Annotated in this window: 18 protein-coding genes and 1 tRNA gene; 12 read left to right on the forward strand and 7 right to left on the reverse strand. The window is 66.8% G+C overall.

Annotated elements, in window-relative coordinates:
• The 3 genes from MT347_RS12260 to MT347_RS12270 all read left to right on the forward strand — a co-directional run.
• The coding region (locus tag MT347_RS12260; RefSeq protein ID WP_243501471.1) for a histone-like nucleoid-structuring protein Lsr2 at positions 1-250 on the forward strand (250 nt) is incomplete at its 5' end.
• A gap of 1,199 nt (positions 251-1,449) precedes the next feature.
• Positions 1,450-2,475 carry an ImmA/IrrE family metallo-endopeptidase gene (locus tag MT347_RS12265; protein WP_243501472.1) on the forward strand — a complete coding sequence of 342 codons (1,026 nt, stop codon included), beginning with the start codon at positions 1,450-1,452 and terminating at the stop codon, positions 2,473-2,475.
• Positions 2,472-3,596 carry a hypothetical protein gene (locus MT347_RS12270; protein ID WP_243501473.1) on the forward strand — a complete coding sequence of 375 codons (1,125 nt, stop codon included), beginning with the start codon at positions 2,472-2,474 and terminating at the stop codon, positions 3,594-3,596. The genes MT347_RS12265 and MT347_RS12270 overlap by 4 nt, the downstream gene beginning before the upstream one ends.
• Here the strand turns inward: MT347_RS12270 and MT347_RS12275 are convergent.
• From MT347_RS12275 to MT347_RS12285, 3 genes are all read right to left on the reverse strand, one after another.
• Positions 3,593-3,976 (reverse strand): hypothetical protein, encoded by a 384-nt coding sequence (locus tag MT347_RS12275; RefSeq protein ID WP_243501474.1) that lies wholly within the window; start codon positions 3,974-3,976, stop codon positions 3,593-3,595. The genes MT347_RS12270 and MT347_RS12275 overlap by 4 nt on opposite strands.
• A gap of 736 nt (positions 3,977-4,712) precedes the next feature.
• Positions 4,713-5,657, reverse strand: a complete 945-nt coding sequence (locus MT347_RS12280; protein ID WP_279391318.1) for a DUF4238 domain-containing protein — start codon at positions 5,655-5,657, stop codon at positions 4,713-4,715.
• Between the two features lie 334 nt (positions 5,658-5,991).
• Positions 5,992-8,118 (reverse strand): hypothetical protein, encoded by a 2,127-nt coding sequence (locus MT347_RS12285; RefSeq protein WP_243501476.1) that lies wholly within the window; start codon positions 8,116-8,118, stop codon positions 5,992-5,994.
• 269 nt (positions 8,119-8,387) lie between these two features.
• Here MT347_RS12285 and MT347_RS12290 point away from each other — a divergent pair, with 269 nt between their 5' ends.
• The gene (locus tag MT347_RS12290; RefSeq protein WP_243501477.1) at positions 8,388-8,726 is read left to right on the forward strand and encodes a hypothetical protein; all 339 of its coding nucleotides are present in this window, start codon (positions 8,388-8,390) and stop codon (positions 8,724-8,726) included.
• A gap of 193 nt (positions 8,727-8,919) precedes the next feature.
• A complete protein-coding gene (locus MT347_RS12295) occupies positions 8,920-9,162 on the forward strand; it encodes a hypothetical protein (RefSeq protein WP_243501478.1) in 243 nt (80 codons plus the stop codon).
• A 381-nt stretch (positions 9,163-9,543) separates the two neighbouring features.
• On the opposite strand, the gene MT347_RS12300 is transcribed toward MT347_RS12295, so the two are convergent.
• A tRNA-Leu gene (locus MT347_RS12300) sits at positions 9,544-9,627 on the reverse strand.
• A gap of 154 nt (positions 9,628-9,781) precedes the next feature.
• Here MT347_RS12300 and MT347_RS12305 point away from each other — a divergent pair.
• From MT347_RS12305 to pknB, 7 genes are read left to right on the forward strand one after another with little or no spacing between them, the layout of a single operon-like run.
• Positions 9,782-10,519 (forward strand): DUF3662 and FHA domain-containing protein, encoded by a 738-nt coding sequence (locus tag MT347_RS12305; RefSeq protein ID WP_243501479.1) that lies wholly within the window; start codon positions 9,782-9,784, stop codon positions 10,517-10,519.
• Entirely contained in the window at positions 10,516-11,055 is a 540-nt protein-coding gene (locus tag MT347_RS12310; protein WP_243501480.1) for an FHA domain-containing protein, read from the forward strand. The genes MT347_RS12305 and MT347_RS12310 overlap by 4 nt, the downstream gene beginning before the upstream one ends.
• A 9-nt stretch (positions 11,056-11,064) precedes the next feature.
• On the forward strand, positions 11,065-12,303 hold the full coding sequence (locus MT347_RS12315) for a PP2C family serine/threonine-protein phosphatase (protein ID WP_243501481.1): 1,239 nt from the start codon (positions 11,065-11,067) through the stop codon (positions 12,301-12,303).
• Positions 12,300-13,703, forward strand: coding sequence for an FtsW/RodA/SpoVE family cell cycle protein (locus MT347_RS12320; protein ID WP_243501482.1), 1,404 nt, complete (start codon positions 12,300-12,302; stop codon positions 13,701-13,703). The genes MT347_RS12315 and MT347_RS12320 overlap by 4 nt, the downstream gene beginning before the upstream one ends.
• 49 nt (positions 13,704-13,752) lie before the next feature.
• Positions 13,753-15,207 (forward strand): penicillin-binding protein 2, encoded by a 1,455-nt coding sequence (locus MT347_RS12325; RefSeq protein WP_243501483.1) that lies wholly within the window; start codon positions 13,753-13,755, stop codon positions 15,205-15,207.
• Entirely contained in the window at positions 15,204-16,958 is a 1,755-nt protein-coding gene (locus tag MT347_RS12330) for a serine/threonine-protein kinase (protein WP_243501484.1), read from the forward strand. The genes MT347_RS12325 and MT347_RS12330 overlap by 4 nt, the downstream gene beginning before the upstream one ends.
• A gap of 27 nt (positions 16,959-16,985) precedes the next feature.
• Positions 16,986-18,686, forward strand: a complete 1,701-nt coding sequence (gene pknB / locus MT347_RS12335; RefSeq protein WP_243501485.1) for a Stk1 family PASTA domain-containing Ser/Thr kinase — start codon at positions 16,986-16,988, stop codon at positions 18,684-18,686.
• Here the strand turns inward: pknB and MT347_RS12340 are convergent.
• Genes MT347_RS12340 through MT347_RS12350 form a run of 3 tightly spaced genes read right to left on the reverse strand, consistent with a single transcriptional unit; the run spans position 18,658 to position 20,275 of the window.
• Positions 18,658-19,314 (reverse strand): gamma-glutamyl-gamma-aminobutyrate hydrolase family protein, encoded by a 657-nt coding sequence (locus tag MT347_RS12340; protein WP_243501486.1) that lies wholly within the window; start codon positions 19,312-19,314, stop codon positions 18,658-18,660. The two genes, pknB and MT347_RS12340, sit on opposite strands and share 29 nt — an antisense overlap.
• Positions 19,311-19,466 carry a hypothetical protein gene (locus MT347_RS12345; RefSeq protein ID WP_243501487.1) on the reverse strand — a complete coding sequence of 52 codons (156 nt, stop codon included), beginning with the start codon at positions 19,464-19,466 and terminating at the stop codon, positions 19,311-19,313. Before MT347_RS12345 ends, MT347_RS12340 begins: the two co-directional genes overlap by 4 nt.
• Complete coding sequence (locus tag MT347_RS12350) at positions 19,466-20,275, reverse strand: class E sortase (RefSeq protein WP_243501488.1); 810 nt, start codon at positions 20,273-20,275, stop codon at positions 19,466-19,468. Before MT347_RS12350 ends, MT347_RS12345 begins: the two co-directional genes overlap by 1 nt.
• Between the last annotated feature and the right edge of the window lie 20 nt (positions 20,276-20,295).

Genomic DNA, 20,295 nt, shown 5'->3' on the forward strand with positions numbered 1-20,295 from the left:
CTCCATCGACTTGACGCGAGCCAACACCGACAAGCTCCGTGAGGCCCTGGCGCCGTTCATCGCCGCCGCCAGGACCGAGGGCTTCGAACACGCACACCATCTGACGAGGTCGCAGCGCACGATGAAGCGTCGCGCGATCCGCGACTGGGCTCGGGCGAACAATCTCGAGGTGTCCGACCGCGGTCGCATCAGCGACGCCGTCCTCGACGCCTATGCGTCGCAAGCATCGGGCGCGCGTTCTCGGTATTGAGTCGCACCGCCCGGGTGCACGGGGTGCGTCCGAGGCGTCGCCGCGCGCGCGTGCTCGCGGATGCGATCAGCGTGCTCGTACGACGCCGGAGCGATCGGGGCCCGCGTGAGGAACATTCAGGCCTCACGCGTGCTCAGCCCGGATGCCGGCGCGTTCGGAGAGTGGATGCGGCGGTGTCGTGCGCGCATGGCGTGTGCGGTGCCCTGCCGCCGTCGTCGGGCGGTTCGGCGGCGCCCATCGGGCGTTCCAGCTCACCCGCCGAGCGGAGTCCCGGACGGCGTCGAGCTCACCCCTGGCGGGGTGGATGTACCCCGCAGACAACGAAGAGGGCCCCGGGATGAACCCGGGGCCCTCTTCGTTATGTGGCGCTATCAGTAAATCCCCAACCCCTTACGGTTCAAGGGCTCCTCGCAGACCGTTCCGCCACCTTTCCGCCGTAAGCCCCAAGATTTTCCACGTCACCCATTCATTCCCCGATCGGAGGCATTTTTTGAGGTGAGCGTCGACGACGACGTCCTTGAGGGCTCGAAGCCTCCCTGGGGCCTCGCCAGGCCCGGCTGTCGGCAGATTTCTGTGCCGACAGCCGGGCCGTAAGCCGGGCGGGCGCGCTTGTCCCGCGAGGTTCCCCACTAACGACACGCAAGGATTCAGCGGTGACCCATGAGTTCGAGGACACCTGGCTAAGCGACGACCCGCTCAAAGAACTCGACGACGCTGTGAACCCTACGGCGCACCTCGGACATCAGCCTCAGGTGTTGGGGTCGCGAGCGTTGGCGAAGACGCAGGGGCCTACTGTGTCGCGCGAACCTCGGCCGGGATGGGGAGAGTGAACAGTTGACGCAGGCGGCCCGCGCTTCTACTGAACGTGCCGGTGCGCATTGCTTCGTCGCGTTCGAGGCGAGGCGCGGAGCTCGTCGGTGAGACGGAAGCGCTGTGAACGGACGGCTCCGCCACCCCAGCAACGGACGGTGGGCGGGAGACCCGCGCTCCATGCCGACGCGGAGCTAGTCGTCTCTGATGCTCATCGGGAGGATGGAGCTGATGACACCAGCACCTACGCAAGACGGGCTTGATACGTCGGACGGTCAGCCCACGCCGTGGGCGGTGCATGCCCGCGGTCGCCAGCGTGGCCGCAATCGATCATTCAATATTCGGAATTATTCGCAATATTGAATGCGGTATGTGTTAGCGTCGTGGACATGTTCTCCACCGCCGCCTCAGCTTCGCTCCTGGAAGCGTCGCGCGTCGCGCATGGGCTGACGCAGGCGGAACTCTCGGCAGCGTCGGGGGTGGCCCAGGGAGTCATCTCGAAACTGGAGAGCGGGAACCTCACGCCGGACCCGGCCAGGATGAGCGCGTTGGCGAAGGCGCTTGGCGTGCCGGTTTCGCTCATCGACGGCACGACGATGTCCGCGCCCCATGCGCGGGTCTTCCACCGCAAGCAGGCGTCTCTCCCAGCGAAGGCATCCCACAAGCTGCACGCGGACATGGTTCTCGCTCACGTTCGACTCAGCCGCCTCCTCCGCGACGACGATCTCGGATCGTCGATCCCACACCTTCCCCTGCCGGAGAACGGCTTGTACACACCTTCAGACCGCGCCCGCGAGGTGCGCAAGATGTGGGGGCTTCCGCCGGGGCCTGTCCCTAGCATCGTCGACCTTTTGGAATCGCACGGCGTGCCCTGCTTGATGTGGGACGTGTCGTCAGCGCGAGTCGATGCCATCGCCAGCTGGCCTGACGACGCGACACCCGTGATTTTGCTCAGCTCGCGCGCACCCGGCGACCGGCTGCGTTTTACGGTCGCGCACGAACTCGGTCACGCCGTCATGCACGCAGTTCCCTGCGCTGACTGCGAGCGACAGGCCGACGAGTTCGCCTCCGAGTTCCTCATGCCTCGAAAGGACATTAAGGACGCACTCGTCGGCGCCACCCTCCCCCGACTGGCCGCGCTCAAGCCGATCTGGGGCACATCCATCGCCGCCCTCGCCCGCCGCGCCCGCGACGTCGGCGCCATCAACGACTCGCAGTACCGAAGCCTCAACATCGAACTGTCCCAGAGCGGCTACCGCAAGAACGAACCGGTCCACGTAAACCCAGAACTGCCCGGCTTTGTCGAACGCGCTATCGCGAAGCGTCTCGCCAAAGGCGAAACCATCTCGCAGCTTGCCGACGACGCGCTCATCTCCGTCGACGAACTGCAACGCCAGTACTTGGAGGTCGTATGAACGCCGTCAGCCCGTTCGGCACGGCTGTGATGACACAGGCGGTCGTTGCCCCATCCCGGCGCCGCGCCCGGGACATTCTCGAGGGTCGCGTCCTCACCATCATCAACTGGGAGACCGCCGACTCAATGGCCGGGCATCTCGACCCGACGTACGAAGGCCTCGTGGTCACAGGGGCTGAGCGGCACAAGAAGGTGCGCAAGCTCCGGGAGATGTTCCCCGAACTTGTCATCCTCGCCGAAAGCAACTCCCACAAAGACCACACCGCCACCGAGGACGCTCCGTGGCTGCTCCCGAGCGACGACGACGCGCTCATTCCCGCGCCGAACCTCGGCGAGATCCTCAACGCGCAGCGAACCTCCGGCGCATCCGTGGTCGTACTCCCGGCCGGCTTCGTCGAAGCAGGGGATCACGAAGCACTCCGCGGGCTGGTGTTCGCAGCGAACGAGCTCGGGGGCGATGACATCGCGCTCCCGCTGTACCTTGCCGCCGGTTGGTTGAGAAAGAAACACAAGCAGTTCCTCATCGCGGCTCTCAACGAGAGCGTTCACCCCGTGCTGCTCGCGTTCGGGTCGTCAACCAACCCGCTCGACGGCAAGGGCAGGCAGGAGCTGTACCGCGAGATCGCCTCAGCGACCCACGCCTTCGGCTGGCGAACGGACCTGGCAGGCCTCGCAGCCTTCGCATCGGGCGGGATGGGTACCGCCATCGGCACTGCCCCCAGCACCCGCCGATTCACTCCACCGAACGCCTCCGGGCACGCGCGCCGGCCGGATGACGCCACTCCGTACGTCCTCATCCCCGGACACATGCACTGGATGAAGACTCGGGCGATGCGCGAAGAGATCTACGTGGGCGCACCGTCACCGACGTGCGGCTGCCTCGAATGCGATGGCGCCCCCATCGACCGGTTCACCGAAAACGACCACGCGGCGGCAGCGCGGCACAGTCACGCGGTAATCGCCTGGTACGCGAACACTCTCGCGCATACTCCGGTGAAAGAGCGGCCCAGTAGGTGGCGGGCGCTCGCTCAGGATGCGGTCGTCGCGCACGAGATGACCGGTGCCACCATCGGACGCCCCTGGAACGTGCCGACCGACGTGGCCGCGTGGGCGGCGAGCTAGCTATTCGCTTCTTGCTGCTCGATGACCCGCCGGATGAACTGGCGACGGGCACCCGTCATCTTGGAGTCTGAGCTCGTCGGGGGGGGCATGACCTCGCAGCGAACACCCTTGTTCGCAATAGTGAGACCGAACCCGAAGTAGGACGCCATGACCTCGGCCCATGCAGCCTCCTCCCAGCTATCGAGGATCAGGGTGCGTTCACAGTAGCCGGCGAACTTCGAGACGGCCCGCAGGCCCTCCTTGAGCGACGTCGCGGCAGTCTCGACGGCGACACTCAGAGCGTCGGGGCTTTCGAGACGGACTGTGCAGAACACGTCTTCGCCGCGCAGGCGGGCACGGAACCGCGGTACCTCTCGGACCTTCTTCACATCACTCACCACCCCGGGACGATACCAGTCTGACACCAGGCTTTCAGACCCGTCCGACATCGGTCGCATCAACGCGCGTCCAGCTGTCTCATGAGCGCCCGATTCCATATGCGCATGCGTGGGTCACGGTCGAGCGCGCCCCTGCCCGAAGGCCCGAGGAACCGTCCTACCCCTCGGAGTAGGTGACGCGTTCGGAGCGAAAGAGCGGGTGCGGGTGCTCGCGTCTCGCCCACCCCATGCTGTCCCAGAACCCGCGCGATTCGTCGGTGTCGTTGAGCGCAGTCAACAGGGGTAGCGGGTACATCCTGCGGATCGTGCGAACCACTTCCCGACCAGTGCCCCGACCACGGTCCCGGACCGCAACCTCGAGGGCGAGTATGTCTAGCTGGCCGTGCGGCATCTCCCCGAGAAGGGGGTGAGACTGGGGGCGCACGTCGAAAACAAACTTGCAACGCGCCACCTCATGAGATTCGCGGTAGGCAGAGATCCAATGCTCGAAATCGTGAACTGAATATTGAGATTCCCACCAAGGCTCCACGAACTGATCCGATGGCTCGAACACGTGCCACCGTGTGCGTTTCTTCACCGGGCGGCGCTCCACGAAGGACAATGGAATGAGGGTCACCAGAACACGGTAATCAGCCGCGCCGCTGAGCTGGCTTCCTCGGAGGCTGGTGATGAGTGTGTCTTTGGTAGCGAGCCTACGAAGGCCAACCGTCCGTCGCTTGTCGTGTGCATGCGCGCCCCCTCAGCCAGCGGAGGGGGTGTCCGAACTCGGCGCCAGCGTAACCCCAGCGAGAGGAGTGTCAGCGGGATGGTGGACGATCCAACGCTCCGCCTGTGACGCGACCCTTCCGTTTATGAACGCCGCCAGTTCGTCGTCCCCTGTGGGCAACCCGCCCGCCGCAGCGTCAAAGCTGCGCGCGCGAAACTGCACTATCAACCGTGGGGTCAAGGGCAACCAGACCACCGCCGCGTGGGCGTAGCCGGGCTCCTCTTCACCTGGCGCCCACCAACACACCGGCTCGTCGCTGGTGAGGACGGCGGTGTCGCCGGGGCGAATGAGACGGACGTTCTTGTCTGCGAGAAAGCGGAGCAGCCCCATGTCGCCGTCCTCGCCAGTTCCCAGCGCCATCTTCAGACTTTCTTGAACGAGCATTGCCTTGGGCGGGACGACGAGGGGGAACTTTTCCGCCCCTGAGATCAAGCCCGTGGCGACGTAGTGGTCCCGAATCGGTCGGGTCAGAGCCGCCTTGAGCTGTGACCGCCATCGATTACCTCGCACCGTTTGGAGCGCAACGAACTGATAGAGCCGATACCAGTCGGCGTCTTCAAAGTGCGTCAGCCCGGAGGAAACAAGCTTCATGAGGGTCGGTTTTGCCGCCCCTTCCAAGCCGCTAAGACCCTCCTCCACACTTTCCGGGTCGAATGTCGCGCGATCTTCCTCGCGCGCGAGTTCGGCCACCTCGATGCGGTAGAAACCGGCCTCCGTTACGGCGTTGTGTAGCGCTGAACGATGTGAGCGGCTCGGATCGTGCCGCGACACCAAGCGAACCTGCTCAGCCTCATCGGCAAAGAACCGCAGGTACATCTGCGGAACAGTGTGATGGCGTCGGCGCACGGTAGTTGCCCCCTTCGAATCAACCTTGTGCTCTCCAGCGAATCTTGCCGCCCGAGACTGGCGATTCGTCATAGATCTTGACTGGCTGCTCGGGGTACGCTCGCGGCTTTACGTGACGGCGCGGCCATCCAAGAAACAGACAACACCCGCGCTTCGACAGGCACAAGATCCTGGCCGGGGAGCAACCGCAATGAAGAGTCCGAGGCCCCCCTGGATCAGAAGAACTCGTCGGCCGCAGCCTCGTATGGCGGTACATGCAGGAAAATATTGGACGGCGCGAAGGTGACGGTAGGGGAGTTCACCTTCGAGGTGACCGTGGACTGGTCGAACCGCATCGGGAGGCGAGGACGAAAGTTCAAATCGCACAACGCGAGCAGGAGCGCACCGCGGGGCTGACCAGGCTAGGTCATCCGGGGAACGACTTTGCCGGAGGGTTTCCCCTCCTCCACGCACCGAAGCGACGACCGCTTCTTTCCTCCAACAGGTGATAGGCCGCGCCCGACTCGTCGAGGTGTCTGACGACGCCCGCGTCCTGGCCTCTCAAGTCCAACCAGGCGGTGGCTTCGTCCAGGTTGACACGGGTCCGGCTGTCCCCGTGAAGCCCGAGGGTCGCAGGGTCACCGTCGATGAACCACAGGTGGCGCAGGGCGTCCGACAGGCCAAATTCCGCCGGGACCCAACCGTCGTCGAGAAATGCCCACCACATCGCGAGCTTCACGATTTCCGCTGCGGCCCCCGGCCGAAGATCCGAGAGTCTGAGAAGCTCACGAAACAAGGGTTCGATATCTGGCAGCATCACTTGCTGGTCGACGGGGGTTCTTCCCAGACTTCCCGACTCCCCTGCCATGTGGCGGAGAAGAAGGACTCGCACATGCATCACTCTTGTCTGTACACGCCAGGAGGTTGATGAGATGTGGTGGTCAACATGTCGAACGTCGGGCAGCCCGCCGTGTTCCAGGACCTCCAATTCGGCGCGGGCGGTGCCCACCCATCGTTGTCCGAGCTCAAGGCTTCGTCTCAGTAGTGCGGGAGCGGCGCCGGTCGCGAGAAGGAGCTCGCTCAGGTTGATGAAGAAACCGGCCAGCGCCAGAGCGACCTGCTGGTGGACCTCGACGAACCGGCGTCCCTCCTGGAAATCGCGATACCGATCAAGCAGGTAGATCATGCGTTCGTACGCAGCGCGGAGTGCTTTTAACGCCCCTCGGTAGTCCCCGCCCTTCTTGATGTGCAAGGAGAGGTTCCGGAGATCAAGGATCGCGTATGCCCACCGCGCCCGACTCCTATGATTTCGGTCTGCGAGAGCACTGGCGTGGCGCAGCAGAGCGTAGTTACCGAGTTCCATGACGTCGTGGTGCACAGATTGATCAGCGAGCGCGAGAATGAGGGCATCCGTCTCGGATGTGTGTTCATCCTCCACAAGCGCGCGCAATGCCAGGTAGTCATTCACCGGCTTCACCCGCTCAGCGCGCGACAGACCTCGGATTTCGTTGGCGAGGGCCAAAAGCTCCGACGCGCTGGGTCGAGATCCAACCGATGCAAGGCGGTCGGATCCCCTGGTCAACGACCTCGCGTTTACCTCTTCCTCCGCCTTTGCGATCTCAGAATGCGTCAAAGGGTTGGCCACACCAGCCCGAGGCTGCACGGGGGCGTGGGAGAAGATCTCAAGAGTGCGCGCCGTAGCCCGGCGCTGTTCGTTAACCGCGTGCAGGAGCGTCCGCTCCTCCGGTGCGTTCCTTAGCAGCAGGTAGAACGTCGTCTGAACGACTAGGGCCACCGAGTCGACAAGGCGTCGACGCTCGGTCGAGGCATCCGCTGCGAGCACTGGGGGCCGCTGCGGTATCAACGTACTGGTCGTCGATACCCATGGATTCTTGTACTTCGTGGCAAAGTGCCGCAATTCGAGCGCGTGCTGGGGGCTCGCGTAGTAGTCGTGCAGCCGCGCAATCACGGCTTCGCGAAGTATCTCAACGATGCCCGCGTCGTCTACCTCGCCCACCGGCCACTTCATCATCGTTCGAGTGCGCGAGACCATCGCCTGACAAGCGTGCGCAGGGGGCCAGGTGCTTGCAGAGCCCGACCATGGAAAGAGGGACGCTCTGTGGGGTGTCGCGGGGAGCGCGGGAATCTGGGCGCTCACCTCAGCGAGGCGCCTCAAGAACGCATCGTCATGTAACACCGTCGACGCCCATCTCCGCACGGTCACAGGTGCAACCCCGTGCTGCGCTCCGAGCTGCCGCGTGGTCAGGGGCGCCGAGTTGATACCCCACAGGCTTGAGACGGTGTCAGCGACCTGAGTTGCCGTGTGCGGGGCATTGAACCAAGCGGTGGTCGAGGCCTGGAAGGCTTTCACGCTCTCTCGCAGGAAGACTGTAGCTAACGCCAACCCGTCTCGACGTGGGGTGCCGCTCGAGTCGACCATCAGCTTCGCGGCGGCTCCGAGCTCGGAGACGTCCGCGTCGAAGGTTCCCTGGGACATCGCCAGCTTGAAGCGAGCGGCGAGGTTTGTCGCGTCCACCGACGAAATCTCGGACATTTGGGTCCTCCCGGGTTGTCAAGCGTTCTGCGGTGTCTCGAACAGTACTGACAGTTCTGTGCGTCGCGCTGGCGAGCGCTTCGCTCGCGCGAGCGCGGCCTCGATTCTGGTCTCCAGGCGCCAGCCGGCGTCGACAAAGGAAAGGGAAGCCAATGTCGATCAACACGATGCTTCAGCGGGGGACAGGCGAGTGCGACGCCAGCCGGACTGCACTGAAGACGCCCGTCCGTCCTGCGCGTAGCCGCCGCCGCCTCGCGTCCGTCGCAGTGATGGCCGCACTGGTGATGGCCGGCTCGCTCGGAGTCGCAGCCCCCGCCAGCGCCGCCGGCTACGCCACTATGACGGTCCAGGCGGGAGCCGCGGCCCGCTGGGACGCTGGGGTCTACCCGAACAACCTGGTCGGTTGGGTTACCTCCGACGGCTGGAGGAACCCGAAGGGTCAGAGCTCGTGGGTGAAGTGCTACACGGACGGCGGATGGGCGACGGGCAACTATTCGAGCAACCGATGGTTCCTGGCGTACGTCAACATCGGCAGCCGCCCCAACCCGATGTGGCTGTACGTTCACTCATCCTTCGTCACGAATCAGTCGGGTGTCCCTCGGTGCTAGCAGGTGGTAAGTAGCAGGTGGCCGGGCGCGCGGGTGCCGCCCGGCCACTTCGCCGTTTGCGCGGTGAATGTATTGTCGGCGACGCCAGCCTTGATGGCTCGCTGGGGTGGCCGCCCCGCGACCGTCAGACGTCACTCTGTACACGGCCGCGCCAGCCCGAGCACGTAACCACGTCGAAGCGAACAACCAGTTTATGAAGGACGACGCGCACGATGACCTCGGCAACCGGCTTCAACGTCGCCCCCACGGCTACGCCTACCAGGCGCTGGCCGTCGTCGTCGTGGCGACCGTATCCAACATGCGCCGCGTCGTCACGTTCCTGAAGAACGCCGTGGACCGCGAGGTACCGAGGAAGGGGACGCGCGCCCGCCGTCGCACCGATGAGCATGACAACCGACTCGCGCCCCGCGATGCCGCCGAGGTGCAGCAGGTCTAGCCGCCCCCCCACCTCAGAACCGAACAAACGACAAACTGCCCCGCGAGGGGCTATTCGTGTCGGTCCGGCATGTCGCGGGTGGCCGAACTGGCGCGGGCGACCTCATCGGGCCTGTACCGCAGGCCTCAAAACAAAGGGCCGGCCAAGGTTTCTCACCTCGGCCGGCCCTTTTCGCACATTTCCTGAGAGGCCACTCTCACAAAAAGTAAGAGGGCCGTTGTGTGCGCGAGGGGGGACTTTCCCTACCGCCCCTCCACACGCCGCTCCGCGGCGCGCGGAGCCTCCGGCGGTTGGGGCCCAACCCAGAACGGGTTACAAGGCCGACCCTCCCGCACACAACGAAGAGGGCCCCGGGATGAACCCGGGGCCCTCTTCGTTGTGTGCGCGAGGGGGGACTTGAACCCCCACGCCCGTGAAGGCACTGGCACCTGAAGCCAGCGCGTCTACCTATTCCGCCACTCGCGCGTGCGCGGCACCGAGGATGCCACGCGACCAACTTCCCGAGAATATCACGGCGGCCACCGCGTCACGAAACGCAGGCCCCGTAACCGGCATCCATGACCTGTCCAGCCGTGCTGACTACGATGTGCCTACTGGTCTGCCTGCCCGAAGGAGTCTCGTGGGACTACTCGACAGTTTCGAGAAAGGTCTCGAACGCGCCGTCAACGGTGCGTTCGCGAAGACCTTCCGCAGTGGCATCCAGCCGGTGGAGATCGCCTCGGCCCTCCGCAGTGAGCTCGACAAGAAGGCCGTGGTCGTCACTCGCGACCGCATCCTCGCACCCAATACGTTCTCGGTGCGCCTCTCCCCCGCCGACGACGAGAAGATGAGCGCCCTCGGCTCGACCCTCGTCTCCGAGCTCGACACCCTGGTCAAGAAGCACGCGCGCACGCAGGGCTACTCCTTCGCCGGTCCCGTGGCCATCTCGATCGAGCGCGACGGCTCACTGTCGACCGGAACCCTGCGTGTGGACTCGCAGACCACCGAGGGGCGCATCGCCTGGCGTGGCGTGGTCGACATCGACGGCACGCGGCATCCGCTCACCGGAGCCCGCACCGTCATCGGCCGCGGCAGCGACGCCGACATCACCATCCCCGACGCCGGCACCAGCCGCAAGCACGTCGAGATCCTCTGGGACGGTGAGCGCGCGATGGTCCGCGATCTGGGGTCCACCAACGGCACGACGCTCAACGGTCGCAAGGTGTCCGAGGCCGCGCTGCCGCCGGATTCGACGATCTCGATCGGTCGCACCAATATCGTGTTCCGTGTGGTCGCGCAGGCGCAGCCGCCGCGGCGCCCGCAGGCGCCCGACGCCACGAGCATCTTCGACGTCCGGGAACGGGGACCCCACTCATGAGTCAGTTGACTCTTCTCCTGCTGCAGGGCGGGTTCCTCGTTCTGCTGTGGTTCTTCGTCTTCGGCGTCGTCTACTCGTTGCGCGCCGACCTCTTCGGCGTCAAGGTGCGAAAGCTTCCCGAGCCCGTGGCATCCCCCGCTCCGGCGGCCGCGACCCCGGTCGCATCGCCCGACGCCGTCACCACGCAGGTCAAGCGTCCCCCCGCCCCGGCTCCGGCGCGGGTCGGCGGTCTCGCCACCACCTCGGCCGTCTCGCGCATCGTGATCACCAGCGGGCCCAAGGCGGGCCTCGAGCTCCCGCTAGGCACCGAGCCGCTGACGATCGGTCGCTCGAGCGAGTCCGGTCTCGTCATCCGCGACGACTACACCTCGAGCCACCACGCCCGCCTCGTCCTCTGGGGCGACCAGTGGATGCTGCAGGACCTCGACTCCACGAACGGCACCTCTCACGACGGCGTGCGCGTGGCCGCTCCCGTACAGGTGAAGGTCGGCGCACCCATCAAGGTCGGCGCCACGACGTTCGAGTTGAGGACGTAAGCCACCTTCATGGTCTTCCAGGGCTCGAGCGCCGCCATCTCCCACACGGGCAAGGTGCGCTCCAACAATCAGGACTCCGGGTACGCCGGGTCCAACCTCTTCGTGGTCGCCGACGGCATGGGCGGACACGCCGGTGGTGACGTGGCCTCGAGCCTGGCCATCGGTCGTCTCACCGAACTCGACCAGCCGTTCCGCTCGCCGACCGAGGCGGAGCACGCCATCCGCGACGCCCTGTCGGACACCGCCACCGAGCTGATCGACACCGTGGGCCGGCGCCCTGAGCTCGCGGGGATGGGCACCACCGTCAGCGCTCTGGTGATGGTCGACGACTATGCCGTGATCGGGCACATCGGCGACTCGCGCATCTACCTGTACCGAGACGACACTCTGACCCAGATCACCGCCGACCACACCTTCGTGCAGCGTCTGGTCGACTCGGGTCGCATCACCCCCGAAGAGGCGAGGTACCACCCGCGTCGCTCGGTGCTCATGCGCGTCCTCGGCGACATGGACCCCGACCCCGAGGTCGACAGCTTCATCATGCCGACCCAGGACGGCGACCGCTGGTTGCTGTGCTCCGACGGCCTGTCCGGCGTCGTCGACGACGACCACACCGCCAAGACCCTCGCCCTCGGCATGCCGCCGGCACGCACGGCGGACGCACTGCTGAAGCAGGCGCTCGACGGCGGCGCCCCCGACAACGTCACCGTCGTGATCGTCGACGTGGGCGGTCAGCATCCCGTGTTCATCGGCACCCCGACGATCGTCGGATCGGCGTCGAATCCGAGCGGTGTCGTCGTCCCCGCAGCGCGTTCGGGTCGGTCCGGCTGGCTGCACCACGCCCGCCAGGTGGCAAACGAGCCCACCCACTTCGAACCCGCCGCCGAGTTCCTCGAGGAGCTCATCGAAGAAGACCGACGCCGCGCGCGCCGACGCCGCTTCGGCTGGCTCGCCGCCCTGCTCATCGTGCTGGCCGGCATCGGGTTCGGCCTGTACGCCGGCTACAACTGGACCCAGACGCGGTACTACGTGGGCGCCGATGAGAACTCGGTCGTCATCTACCGCGGCATCCAGCAGTCCATCGGACCGCTGTCGCTCTCGACGGTCTACGAGGACACGGACATCGCACTGGCCGACCTGTCGGAGGTCGATCGCCAGACGATCGAGACCACCATCTCTGCGGGATCCTTCGCCGACGCTCAGCGCATCGTCGATCGCCTGCGACCCGCGGAGGGGGCAAGCGGATGACAGACCAGAAGCTCACCCGATCGACGGACGCCGTGTCCACCGATACGGCCGTCATGCGCGCCCTCAAGAAGATCCGCGTCCCGGCCACGCAGCGCAACCGCGAGCTGGGCCTGCTCGTCTTCGCGATCGCCGTCTACGGCTCTGCCGTCACCCTCGTGCAGTTGGGAGCGACGGGCGCCGTCGAGACGGGTTTCCTCATCCTCGCCGGCATCCCCGCGGTCCTCGCGCTGGTGACGCACGTCGTGCTGCGCCTGCGCGCCCGCGACGCCGATCCGTTCGTCCTCCCCATCGCCACCGTCCTCACCGGTCTCGGCATCGCGATGATCTACCGCATCGACCTGGCCGACCAGGCGAGCGGATGGGATGCCACGGGCAACCGCCAGATCGCCTGGGCCGTGATCGCGATGGTCGCCGCCCTCGCCGTGCTGATCTTCGTGCGCAACTACCGCGTGCTCTTCCGCTACACGTATCTGTTCGGCCTCGTCGGCATCCTGCTCCTGCTCCTGCCGTTCGTGCCGGGCCTGGGCACCGACCAGAACGCCGACGTCTGGGTTTCACTGGGCTTCGTCTCGTTCCAGCCCGGAGAGCTGGCCAAGATCTGCCTGGCGATCTTCTTCGCCGGGTACCTGGTCCGTACGCGCGAGAGCCTCACCTCCACCGGCACGCGTTTCCTCTTCATGACGTGGCCGCGCGCTCGCGAGCTCGGGCCGGTGCTCATCATCTGGCTCGTCTCGCTCGGCATCATCGTGCTCCAGCGCGACCTCGGTACGGGCCTGCTCATCTTCGGCATGTTCGTGGCGATGCTCTACGTCGCCACAGGCAAGACCAGCTGGGTCTTCATCGGTCTCGTGCTGGTCGCCAGCGGTGCGTTCCTGGCATCCCGTGTCCTCCCCTATGTCAACGGACGCTTCGCCAACTGGCTGGGCGCGTTCGATCCCGAGGTGATCGACCGACCGGGCGGCAGTTACCAGCTCGTCCAGGGGATCTTCGGCCTTGCGCACGGCGGACTTTTCGGAACCGGTCTCGGTCAGGGGCGTCCGTCCATCACGCCCTTGTCGCAGAGCGACTACATCGTCCCCAGCCTCGGCGAAGAGCTCGGTCTCGTCGGCCTGTTCGCGATCCTGGCGCTGTACATGGTCTTCACCAGCCGCGGCATCCGCATCGGGCTCGCCGGTCAAGACGACTTCGGCAAGCTCCTCGCCACGGGCTTCTCGTTCACCATCGCGCTGCAGGTCTTCATCATGGTCGGCGGCGTCACCCGCGTCATCCCGCTCACCGGTCTGACGACCCCCTTCCTCGCCGCCGGCGGATCCTCGCTCATCGCGAACTGGATCATCGTGGCGTTCTTGCTGCGCATCTCCGACGCGGTCCGCAGCCGCCCCCGGGTGGTGATCGGCTGATGACGCACACGTCCCCGACCGCAGACACCCCGATGACGGAGGAGGCCCCGTGACCAAAGAGCTCCGACGCCTCAGCATCGTCATGCTCGCGATGTTCCTGGCCCTGTTCGCCTCGACGAGCATCATCCAGGTCGTCCAGGCCGGCAGTCTGACGAACACCGCCGGCAACACCCGCGCCCTGTACGACTCCTACGAAGTCCAGCGCGGATCGATCATCGTCAGCGGCACCGCCATCGCGTCATCCGTCCCGTCGGACGACGTCTACAGCTGGCAGCGCCAGTACACGGATGCCGCGATGTGGGCACCCGTGACGGGTTACATGAATCCGATCCTCGACTCCAAGACCCGCATCGAGGCGACCGAGAACGGCGTGCTCAGCGGCTCCGACAACAACGAGTACTTCTCGCGCATCGATCGCGCGATCACCGGCCAGGTTCCGCGCGGCTCCAACGTCGAACTCTCGCTCGACGCCGGGGTGCAGAAGGCGGCCTGGGACGCGCTCGGCGACCTGCAGGGCGCCGTCGTGGCGATCGAACCCGCCACGGGCCGCATCCTCGCGATGGTGTCCACGCCCAGTTTCGACACCAACGCCCTCGCGTCGCACGACACGGATGCCGTGAACGCGGCGTACGAACAGTTCGTCGCCGACCCCTCGAAGCCGCTCGACAATCGGGCCATCGAGGGAGACCTGAACCCTCCCGGGTCGACGTTCAAGCTGGTGGTGGCCTCGGCGGCCCTGGCATCCGGTCGATACACGCCCGACTCTGCATTTCCCAACCTCGCCGCCTACACCCTGCCGCAGTCGACGAACGTCGTGAGCAACGCCGGCGGCGGCACCTGCGGTGAGGGCGATACCGTCACGATCGCGACCGCCCTCCGGCTGAGTTGCAACATCCCGTTCGCGGAGCTGGCCGTCGACCTGGGCGACGACGCCATCCGCGCCGAAGCCGAGAAGTACGGCTTCAACACGCAGTTCTCGATGCCGCTGCAGTCCGCGGCATCCACCTACCCCGCTTCGCCCAACGCACCGCAGACCGCTCTCAGCGGCTTCGGACAGGGCGACGTGCGCGCGACACCCCTGCAGATGGCGATGGTGTCGGCGGGTATCGCCAACGGCGGCGTGGTGATGAACCCGCGCATGGTCGATCGGGTGATCAAACCCGACCTGTCGGTTGCGCGCGAAGGCAACGGCAGCGAGTTCGGCCGAGCGTTGGAGGCCGACATCGCGTCGCAGATGGTGTCGATGATGACGGCGAACGTCCAGGACGGCGCGGCTTCGAATGCAAGAATAGACGGGGTTCAGGTAGCGGGTAAGACCGGTACCGCGGAGAACGATTCCCGTCCCTACACTCTCTGGTTCACCGGCTTCGCGCCGGCGGTCGACCCCCGGGTCGCCGTCGCCGTCGTCGTCGAGAACGGCGGAGGCCAGGGGCAGAACGGGAGCGGCAACGAGATCGCCGCCCCGATAGCGAAGAAGGTCATGGAGGCGGTGCTGGGTACATGAGACCGACACAGGGTGTGACCTTCGGCGGGCGGTACGAGCTCGATTCGCGGATCGCGATCGGCGGCATGGGTGAGGTCTGGGAGGCGACCGACCACGTCATCGGACGAACCGTCGCCATCAAGATCCTCAAAGACGAATACATGGGCGACCCGGGCTTCCTCGAGCGCTTCCGCGCCGAGGCCCGGCACGCGGCCCTCGTCAATCACGAGGGCATCGCCAGCGTGTTCGACTACGGCGAAGAAGACGGCAGCGCCTTCCTCGTGATGGAGCTCGTCCCCGGCGAGGCCCTGTCCACGATCCTCGAGCGCGACGGGTCTCTCTCGACCGACAAGACGCTCGATATCGTCGCCCAGACAGCGGCCGCACTGCAGGCCGCGCACGCCGCGGGGCTGGTGCACCGCGACATCAAGCCGGGCAATCTGCTCATCACGCCCGACGGTCGCGTCAAGATCACCGACTTCGGCATCGCGCGCATCGCAGACCAGGTGCCGTTGACCGCCACCGGTCAGGTCATGGGCACTGTGCAGTACCTCTCGCCCGAACAGGCGTCGGGTCACCCGGCCTCCCCGGCGACCGACACCTACTCGCTCGGCATCGTGGCGTACGAGTCCCTGGCGGGCAAGCGGCCCTTCACGGGCGAGTCCCAGGTCGCCATCGCGATGGCGCAGATCAACGAGCAGCCTGCGCCGCTGCCGCCGACCGTCCCGGTTCCCGTGCAGAACCTGGTCATGGCGATGATCGCCAAGAAGCCCGACGACCGTCCGGCCTCCTCGGCCGCCGTGTCCCGCGCGGCGACGGCTCTCCGCCGTGGCGACCTGACCGCCGCCGTCGCCGCCGTTCCGGCCGTCGCCGCGGGTGCCGCGGTGGCCGACGACGCCACGCAGCTGCTGACCGCGGGCCAGACCGCCGCAGCGACTCGCCTGATGCCGACGCCTGCTGCGGCCACGTCGCTGCTGACCGAGGAGCACGCAGAAGAAGACGTCGCGCCGCAGAAGAAGCGCTCGCGCTGGACGTGGCCTCTCATCGCCCTCATCGCGCTGCTGGCCCTCGTGCTGGGTGTGACGCTGTTCAACCTGATCTCCAATCAGAGCGAGCCCGAGCCTGCTCCGACCAGCGCCACGCCGACCCCGACGCCCACACCCTCGCAGACGTCGGCGACGCCGACGCCCACGCCCACCGCGCAGCGCGTCGAGGTGTCGTCGCTCGGCCTCGAGGGTAAGACCTGCGATGAGGCTCGGGCCATCCTCGAAGACAACGAGCTCGTCGCCGACTGCCAGGCGGGCAATGCGGCGACGCAGGCGAGTGACGTCGGCCTGATCTACAACGTGAACCCCACGGGCGGCGTCGAATCGGGAACGACCATCACGGTGCGGTTCTACGGTGAGCAGACGCCTCTCGAGGCGCCCGGCACCCCGACCCTCCCCGGAGCATCGGTCGCGGCCGGAAGCGACATCCAGGTGGCGTGGCAGCAGTACACCTGCCCGTCGGGCACCGGTTCGGTCACGTCCTACAACTTCACGGCGACCAACGGCACGTTCGACACGAACGGTCAGTCGACGGCGTCCTTCCCGCCCGAGGCACGTAACGCCGCTCTGAAGGTCAGCAACTCCGCAGGCCAGTCGCTCCGGGTCACCTACACCGTGAGCTGCTCGGGCAGCCCCGACCGTCAGGCGGGACCGTCCGGCGAGGCGTCGGCGTCGATCACGGGGGGCAACAGCACGCCCACCCCGACCGCATCGCCCAGCAGCTGACCACCCCCCACGCCAGGAGATCCATCCGTGACCACTGAGACGCGCGTCCTTTCCGGGCGCTATCGCGTCGACGACCTCATCGGTCGCGGCGGGATGGCGAGCGTCTATCGCGGATACGACCAGACGCTGGGCCGCACCGTGGCCATCAAGATCCTGAAGGCCGATCTGGCCGGCGATGCGGCGTTCCGAACGCGCTTCCGACTGGAGGCGCAAGCGGCCTCGCGCATGGCGCACCCCACCATCGTGCGGGTGTTCGATGCGGGCGAAGACGCCGAGACCGGCATCGACGGGGTCGAGCGCCCCGTGCCGTACATCGTCATGGAGCTCGTGCACGGGCGTCTGCTCAAGGACGTCATCGCGCAGGGCGATGTTCCGACCGACGACGCGCTCCGCTACGTCGACGGCATCCTCGAAGCCCTCGAGTACTCGCACCGAGCGGGCGTCGTGCATCGCGACATCAAGCCCGGCAACGTCATGATCACCGACTCCGGTCGCGTGAAGGTGATGGACTTCGGCATCGCCCGCGCGGTGTCTGACTCCTCATCGACCGTCGCCGAGACGACGGCGATCGTCGGCACGGCCGCCTATTTCTCGCCCGAGCAGGCGAAGGGTGAATCGGTCGACGCCCGGGCCGACCTGTACTCCACCGGCGTGGTGCTGTACGAGTTGCTCACCGGCCGGCCGCCCTTCCGGGGCGACACTCCGGTCGCCGTCGCGTACCAGCACGTCAGCGAAGCACCGCTCCCGCCCAGCGAGATCGTCGAGTCCATCCCTCGGGCCCTGGATGCCATCGTGCTGCGCGCCCTCGCCAAGGACCCGTTCCAGCGACCGCAGGATGCCGCGAGCTTCCGCGAGGCGCTCGACGAGACCGCCGACGGCCAGGCGCCCACCAAACGACAGATGTCGGCGCTGTCGAACGAACTGTACGGACCCAATCCCCGTCAGGCAGCCGAGACGGCCCGCTCACTCCGCCAGCTCAGCACGGACACGACGATGCGCCGCACGCAAGCGGGGCCGCCCGTCGCGTGGATCTGGGCCGGCGTCAGCGTCCTCGCCGTCCTGCTCGTCGCCGTACTCATCTGGGTCATGCAGATCCAGCCGAACAACGACGTACCGACGACCTCGCTCACGGTGCCGAACGTCGTCGACATGTCGTACGACCGTGCGGCCGAGACGTTGACCGAACAGCAGTTGACCACGGCACGAGTGAACGAGTCCGACGAGAAGGTCGCTGCCGGCAACGTCGTGAGCACCGTCCCGGAAGCGGGCACGAGCGTGGCGGCGGGGCAGAAGATCACCGTCTACGTCTCGACGGGTCCCGACACCGCAACCGTTCCGACACTCCAGGGCATCAACGAGAACGAGGCGCGCTCGGCACTCGAGGCCGCCAGTCTCTCGATCGGGTCCATCCGCCGCCAGAACGACCCCGCGCTCGCGGAGGGGACGGTGATCTCCTCGAGCATCGAGACGGGGACGGCGGTCGCCAAGGGCACGACGGTCAACCTCGTCATCGCGAGTGGTCAGGTCGTGATCGTCGATTACACCGGCTATACCCTCGAGGCCGCGCAACGCGAGCTGGAGTCCTACGAGAAACAACTGACGGTGAGGCGACAGGACGATCCCGGATGCCCCGCCGCGTCGCCGCCGACCGTCGCCACGCAGTCGCTGGCACCGGGCGAGGTGCCCGTGCACAGCGAGATCACGCTGACGGTGTGCTCGGGCTCCTGACCCCGCGCGGGTGAAGCACTCTGCCGCGCGCCGCGGCTCCGAAGAGTCCCGCATCCTCGAGCCACCGCCCGAGCAAGAGGTGACCGCCCTCCGTGAGCACACTCTCGGGGTGGAACTGCACGCCCTCGATGGGCGCGCGACGATGTCGGAGGCCCATCACGACACCCCCCTCGGTCGACGCCGTGATCTCGAGCTCGTCGGGGATCGAGCCGGGCTCCACGGCCAGCGAGTGGTACCGGGTGGCGACGAACCGGTCCGGCAGGTCGCGGAAAACCCCGGCTCGTCCGTGATGGATGACGCTGGTGATGCCGTGCAGCAGTTCGGGTGCGTGCCCGACGCGCGCCCCGAAGGCGGTGGCGATCGCCTGGTGCCCGAGGCAGACGCCCAACAGCGGAACGCCCTCGGCGTACGCGGCACGCACGACCTCGACGGACGCGCCGGCGTCGTCGGGATGTCCCGGGCCGGGTGACACGAGGATCGCATCGGCGGACCCGACGATCCGATCGGCCAGCCCGGGTTCATCCGCCGCGCTCAGGACCGTTTCGGCACCGAGGTCGCGCACGTAGCCGGCGAGGGTGTGGACGAAGCTGTCGCGATTGTCGACGATCGCGACGCGCCACGCCCTCACTCGACCGTGACCTCCTGGGGATAGACGATGTCGCTCACCCAGGGGAAGACGGAGAAGAACAGTCCGTACAGCACCGCGGCGAGCAGGACGAGCACGATGAGCAGACGCACCCACCACGGACCGGGCAGGACTCGCCAGAGGGCTCCGTACATCAGGCTGCTCCAGTAGTAAGGGAAAGCGGTGGGCCGGCATCGGTGCGCGGCGTGAACGACTCGAAGACGCCGTACGCGATCGCCCGCTCCGAGAAGCCGTAGCGCGGGCTGCAGGTCGTCATCGTGATGATGCGGTCGGTGGCCTCGACCTGGGGCTGCTGCGGAAGGGGCAGCAGAACGTTGACGCCGTCGGGCTGCACGTACTCGAGATTGCGGTAGCGGTACGTGAACCAGCCCTCTTGGGTCTCGATGACCACGGCGTCGCCGACACGGAGGGACGGGAGGTCGGCGAAGGGCGCCCCGTGGCTTCCCCTGTGGCCGGCGATCGCGAAGTTGCCCACCTGGCCGGGCATCGCGGTATCGGGGTAGTGTCCGAGGCCGATCGGGTCGAGAGTCCGCGACGCGCTGACGCCGCCCGCGACAGTGAAGTGATAATCCGGCCCGAGACGCGGGATGTAGACCACACCGAAACGTTCGGCATCGCCCGGTTGTCCGAGCACGGGAGGCTCTGTGGTCGGAGGTCCGGTGGGCTGGCCCGGCACGACGGACGCGGTGGGAGAGGGGGCCACGGGGTCGGCCGCCCATTGCTGGCTCAGTTCTTTGCCCTCGTCCTTGAACTGGGCCCCGATGATCGCGTCACCGATCCACAACTGCCAGACCACGAACAGCAGCACGACGACACCCGCCGTGACGAGGAGGTCTCCGATCACGCCGACGACGGACACGCGCCGACGCGGACGCGGCGCCGGTGCGGGCGCCGACGCCGAGCGCCGGGCACGGCGGGTCTGCGGCTGCGTGTCGGTCTGCACGGGGTGAGTCTAGTTCCGTG

Source organism: Microbacterium sp. VKM Ac-2923, from assembly GCF_022815605.1.
GTDB lineage: Bacteria > Actinomycetota > Actinomycetes > Actinomycetales > Microbacteriaceae > Microbacterium.

What these genes read in the sequence shown, in the direction of transcription:
- MT347_RS12315 (WP_243501481.1), top strand. Translation starts at nt 11,065, where the DNA reads ATGGTCTTCCAGGGCTCGAGCGCCGCCATCTCCCACACGGGCAAGGTG.
- MT347_RS12320 (WP_243501482.1), top strand. Translation starts at nt 12,300, where the DNA reads ATGACAGACCAGAAGCTCACCCGATCGACGGACGCCGTGTCCACCGAT.
- MT347_RS12310 (WP_243501480.1), top strand. Translation starts at nt 10,516, where the DNA reads ATGAGTCAGTTGACTCTTCTCCTGCTGCAGGGCGGGTTCCTCGTTCTG.
- MT347_RS12280 (WP_279391318.1), bottom strand. Translation starts at nt 5,657, where the DNA reads ATGACGAATCGCCAGTCTCGGGCGGCAAGATTCGCTGGAGAGCACAAG.
- MT347_RS12290 (WP_243501477.1), top strand. Translation starts at nt 8,388, where the DNA reads ATGGCCGCACTGGTGATGGCCGGCTCGCTCGGAGTCGCAGCCCCCGCC.
- MT347_RS12285 (WP_243501476.1), bottom strand. Translation starts at nt 8,118, where the DNA reads ATGTCCGAGATTTCGTCGGTGGACGCGACAAACCTCGCCGCTCGCTTC.
- MT347_RS12295 (WP_243501478.1), top strand. Translation starts at nt 8,920, where the DNA reads ATGAAGGACGACGCGCACGATGACCTCGGCAACCGGCTTCAACGTCGC.
- MT347_RS12270 (WP_243501473.1), top strand. Translation starts at nt 2,472, where the DNA reads ATGAACGCCGTCAGCCCGTTCGGCACGGCTGTGATGACACAGGCGGTC.
- MT347_RS12330 (WP_243501484.1), top strand. Translation starts at nt 15,204, where the DNA reads ATGAGACCGACACAGGGTGTGACCTTCGGCGGGCGGTACGAGCTCGAT.
- MT347_RS12345 (WP_243501487.1), bottom strand. Translation starts at nt 19,466, where the DNA reads ATGTACGGAGCCCTCTGGCGAGTCCTGCCCGGTCCGTGGTGGGTGCGT.
- MT347_RS12265 (WP_243501472.1), top strand. Translation starts at nt 1,450, where the DNA reads ATGTTCTCCACCGCCGCCTCAGCTTCGCTCCTGGAAGCGTCGCGCGTC.